General features: G+C 64.0%; 5 protein-coding genes and 1 pseudogene. All 6 read left to right on the forward strand.

What is annotated here, in order from left to right; all coding sequences use genetic code 11:
* Window positions 1–120: 120 nt before the first annotated feature.
* Entirely contained in the window at window positions 121–1101 is a 981-nt protein-coding gene (locus ACREC7_RS15845; RefSeq protein ID WP_431556656.1) for a hypothetical protein, read from the forward strand.
* A gap of 5 nt (window positions 1102–1106) precedes the next feature.
* Window positions 1107–1406, forward strand: coding sequence for a PepSY domain-containing protein (locus ACREC7_RS15850; protein ID WP_431556657.1), 300 nt, complete (start codon window positions 1107–1109; stop codon window positions 1404–1406).
* A 41-nt stretch (window positions 1407–1447) separates the two neighbouring features.
* The gene (locus tag ACREC7_RS15855) at window positions 1448–2119 is read left to right on the forward strand and encodes a response regulator transcription factor (protein ID WP_431556658.1); all 672 of its coding nucleotides are present in this window, start codon (window positions 1448–1450) and stop codon (window positions 2117–2119) included.
* Entirely contained in the window at window positions 2109–3476 is a 1368-nt protein-coding gene (locus ACREC7_RS15860) for an ATP-binding protein (RefSeq protein ID WP_431556659.1), read from the forward strand. The genes ACREC7_RS15855 and ACREC7_RS15860 overlap by 11 nt, the downstream gene beginning before the upstream one ends.
* A 105-nt stretch (window positions 3477–3581) precedes the next feature.
* The gene (locus ACREC7_RS15865; RefSeq protein ID WP_431556660.1) at window positions 3582–4055 is read left to right on the forward strand and encodes an RT0821/Lpp0805 family surface protein; all 474 of its coding nucleotides are present in this window, start codon (window positions 3582–3584) and stop codon (window positions 4053–4055) included.
* Window positions 4056–4226: 171 nt separating this feature from the next.
* A pseudogene (locus tag ACREC7_RS15870) lies at window positions 4227–4351 on the forward strand (c-type cytochrome biogenesis protein CcmI); the annotation flags it as partial.

Genomic DNA, 4351 nt, shown 5'->3' on the forward strand with positions numbered 1-4351 from the left:
AGAACTGCGTGCGATCCAATCCCCCCACCCGGCGCGCCATCCGACTTGGCTGCGCCAAGATCGGGGCACGCCGCCCTCCCCACGTTGGGGGAGGGATAAATCAACCGCAGGGATTGAGTAATGGCGACGCTGGTGCTCGGCATTGCCGGTTCGGCGATCGGCGGCGCGCTGCTACCTGGTGGCTTGTCGCTGCTCGGCACCGCGCTCACCGGCAAGGTGGTCGGCAGCACGATCGGTACGATCGTCGGCGCCTTCGTCGATCAGGCGCTGCTCGGGCCGCTTACCGGCGCCACCGGACAGACGAGCGTGCCGGCGGGCCCGCGCGTCTCGGACTTGAAGCTCGGCTCCTCGAGCGAAGGGACGCCGCTGCCGCGCGTCTATGGCAGGGCACGGCTGCCCGGCCAGCTCATCTGGGCGACGCGCTTCAAGGAGGAGAAGGAGAAGGTCAAGCAGCAGACGGCTGGCGGCAAGAACGTCGCCGGCACGACCGGCAGCGGCAAGGACGCCAAGACCGTCAAATATACCTACTTCGCCAACGCCGCCTATGCCGTCTGCGAGGGTCCGATCGACCGCATCGGCACCATCTGGGCCGACGGCAAGAAGCTCAAGAAGAACAAGTTCGACTTCGACATCCATTACGGCACCGAGACGCAGCCGCCGGACGACCTGATCGAGAACAAGGAAGGAGGCCCGGTGCCCGCCTATCGCGGCGTGGCCTATGTCGTGTTCAAGAACATGCCGCTCGAGAGCTTCGGCAACCGCCTGCCGGTGTTCAATTTCGAGGTAATCCGCGAGTTCGACTCTTTCGAGGATACGGTGCGTGCCGTGACCCTGATCCCGGGTGCCGGCGAGTTCGCCTATGCCACCGATCAGGTGATCTCGACCGGCGGCGGCGTGACCGCCTCGGAGAATGTGCACACCAATGAAGGCGGCAGCGACTTCGCCGTCGCCATCGATCAGCTCGAGGAGCTCTTACGAGCCCGCCCGCGGCGCAAACCGCCAAATCCAGCAAGGCAAAATGACCTGTTGCGGACCCGTTCATGGGAGGTTCATGCAAGCTCCAATAACGTTGCCAAATCAATGACGAGCAACGGAACTTGAGAACTATGCGCCGGGTCATCAATGAGGCGGCTGTCGCGGCCGTCGTCAGCCTTTTGTTGACGGCAGCCGGCCAAGCCGCCGATCAAAACTGCCTGCCCTGGGCATCGGCGGCGCCGGTGATCGCCAAAAATTCCCTGCTGCCAGCCAATATCATCTACCAGATGGTGCAGTCGCGCACGGGCGGACAGATCATTCATGCGAGCCTTTGCGATCAGGACGGCCGGTTTTTCTATAAGCTCGTCGTGCTTGGGGCCAAGGGTGACGTCAGCAACGTCACCGTTGACGCTCTGACCGGCCAGCCTTAGGAGGAATTGGGGAGCGACAAGCGCTCCGGGAGGGTATGAGGATGCGGCTTCTCGTCGTGGAAGACGATCCAGACCTCAACCGGCAGCTCGTATCGGCGCTGAGCGATGCGGGCTATGCGGTCGATACCGCTTTTGACGGGGAGGAGGGGCATTTCCTCGGCGATACCGAGCCCTACGACGCCGTGGTGCTTGACCTCGGCCTTCCCAAGAAAGACGGCTTGAGCGTGCTCGAGCAGTGGCGGCGCGACGACCGCAAGATGCCGGTGCTCATCCTTACTGCGCGTGAGCGATGGAGCGACAAGGTCGCCGGCATGGACGCCGGCGCCGACGATTATGTGGCCAAGCCCTTCCACATGGAGGAGGTTCTGGCGCGCTTGCGGGCGCTGCTCAGGCGCTCGGCGGGGCACGCCCGGAACGATCTCGAATGCGGTCCCCTTCGCCTCGACACCAAATCGGCGAAGGTGACCGTCAACGGGCAGGCAGTGAAGCTCACCTCCCACGAATATCGCGTGCTCGCTTATCTCATGCTGCACCGCGCCCGTGTGGTCTCCCGGACCGAGCTGGTCGAGCATCTTTATGAGCAGGACTTCGACCGCGACTCGAACACTGTCGAGGTCTTCATCGGACGCCTGCGCAAGAAGCTTCCAGTGGATATCATCAAGACCGTCCGGGGGCTCGGCTACCGCCTCGCGGACGAGAGCAATGAGGCCTAATTCTCTCGCCTTCCGTCTCTTCGCATCCGCGGCGGCGTGGACGCTCGTCGTCTTGCCGGTGACCGCATTCCTCCTCCTCTCCCTCTATCGCCAGGCGGTCGAGCGCAGCTTCGATGCGCGACTCAACGTCTATCTGACCAGCCTCATCGCTTCGACAACGGCCGAGGGCGCCAGCACCCCCAAGGCACCGGCCAATCTCGGCGAGCCCGTCTTCACCATTCCCTTCTCAGGCTGGTATTGGCAGATCAAACCGTTCGAGGGCGCTGCGGAGCGGCCGCTTTTCGTCTCCGACTCCTTGCTCGACCAGCAGCTCAAGTTGCCGAGCCAACAGGGTGCCGCCCCCGACCAGCACCTCATCAGGCGTGCCTACGCACCGGGCCCCCAAGATCAGCGTTTGCGCGTCGTCGAGCGGGAGATCAAGCCCGCCGGCGCGCTATCCGCACCCTATTCCTACGCCGTCGCCGGCGACGCAGCGGAAATCGACAAGGATCTCGCCGAATTCCGCATGATGCTGATCGCTGCGCTCGCGGTGCTTGGATTAGGGTTGGTGGTGGCAACCTTGTTCCAGGTCAGGTTCGGGCTCTCGCCCTTGCGCGCCATCCGGCACAACCTTGCGGCGATCCGCTCCGGCGATGCGGAGAGACTGGAGGGCGAACTCCCCACCGAGATCAGGCCGCTGCAGCAGGAGCTCAACGCCCTGATTCAATCCAACCGGGAGATCGTCGAGCGGGCGCGCACCCATGTCGGCAATCTCGCCCATGCGCTGAAGACACCGCTCAGCGTCATCACCAACGAAGCGCGTGAGAGGAACGATCCGCTCGCGAGCAAGGTGGTCGAGCAGGCCGAGCTGATGCGCACCCAGATCACCCACCATCTCGACCGTGCCCGCGTTGCCGCCCGCTCGAGCGCCATCGGCGATATCACCGACGTTGACGGCGTGCTCAATGGCCTGAAGCGGGCGCTCGACCGTATCTATGAGAACCGGGCGCTGCAGCTCACGGTGGATTCGAGCCCCGGCCTCAAATTCCAAGGCGAGAAGCAGGACTTCGAGGAGATGGTGGGGAACCTCCTGGACAATGCCTGCAAATGGGCGAAGTCCCAGGTCTGGGTCAGTGCCGCACGATGCGACGGCGCCGGCAATTTCGAGGTCCTGGTGGATGATGATGGGCCGGGGCTTACCGGGCCTGACCGGGCCAGGGCGGTCAAGCGAGGGCAGCGTCTCGATGAGACCAAGCCAGGGTCGGGACTTGGGCTATCCATCGTCGCCGAGCTCGCCCATCTCTATAAAGGGCGCTTCGATCTCGAGCCCTCGCCGCAAGGGGGCTTGCGCGCACGCCTCAACCTGCCCGCGGCCTAAGCCCCTCAAAAATCACCGTTTGTTAAGCGTCGTCTGCGACAATTCAGCTCAAACCATGCGTCGTTCGGCGCAAGGCTGGGGGCTGTCCGTTCAGGACAAAAGTCGATGGGAATAGCGTTCTTGCGTGCGGCGTCCTTAGCGACGCTTGCTTTCGTGCCGGTTCTGGTCGCGGCTTGCGGGTCGGACAGAGGCACCGGTTTCCTGCTCGGAGCCTTCTCAAGCTCACCCAGCAGTTCCCCTGCCGTCAAGAGCCGCCTCCTTGTCTCCACGCCGGGGAATAGCGCAGTGACCGGCGGCATCAGCGGCGGGGCGATCGGCAGGCAGATGAGCACGCGCGAGCGCGGAATCGCCGCTGACGCCGAATATCGGGCTCTGGAATATGGCCAGTCCGGCGCGCCGGTCGCCTGGACCTATCCGGCCATGAGCGATCGCGGGTCGATCGTGCCGGGGCGCCCTTATAAAAAGGGCGATCAATACTGCCGCACCTATACCCACACCATCAATCGCGGTGGCTCACGCGCCATCTTGAAGGGCGTCGCCTGCCGCGAGGACAACGGAACCTGGCGCGGCGTAGGCTGACGCCTCTGACATCGCCCACTTCCCCCCCGGCCTTCGGCGCCAGGCCTAAGACTCCTTCCATTGCGCCGATTTCATCTTTCCCTGCCTCCCGAAGCTTCCCACCTTCACGCCATTGCCCTATGGCTTAGCCTCCCTGGACAAGCGGAGGATCCGCCCTAGGTGTTGCTCTGGGTGATCTTTGCCGTTTTGACGGCTGCCGTGCTCTACGTCGTGCTCCGCCCGCTCGCGGACGGAAGCGCAAGTGAGGAGTCACGCGCCGCCTTCAACGCCACCGTCTATCGCGATCAGCTCGGTGA

Origin of the sequence: Methyloceanibacter sp. (assembly GCF_050728395.1) — a bacterium.
In the GTDB taxonomy this organism is placed as follows: domain Bacteria; phylum Pseudomonadota; class Alphaproteobacteria; order Rhizobiales; family Methyloligellaceae; genus Methyloceanibacter.

Bases quoted from the DNA above. Each gene is read 5' to 3' on its own strand.
- ACREC7_RS15845 (WP_431556656.1), top strand. From the start codon at position 121: ATGGCGACGCTGGTGCTCGGCATTGCCGGTTCGGCGATCGGCGGCGCG.
- ACREC7_RS15850 (WP_431556657.1), top strand. From the start codon at position 1,107: ATGCGCCGGGTCATCAATGAGGCGGCTGTCGCGGCCGTCGTCAGCCTT.
- ACREC7_RS15855 (WP_431556658.1), top strand. From the start codon at position 1,448: ATGCGGCTTCTCGTCGTGGAAGACGATCCAGACCTCAACCGGCAGCTC.
- ACREC7_RS15860 (WP_431556659.1), top strand. From the start codon at position 2,109: ATGAGGCCTAATTCTCTCGCCTTCCGTCTCTTCGCATCCGCGGCGGCG.
- ACREC7_RS15865 (WP_431556660.1), top strand. From the start codon at position 3,582: ATGGGAATAGCGTTCTTGCGTGCGGCGTCCTTAGCGACGCTTGCTTTC.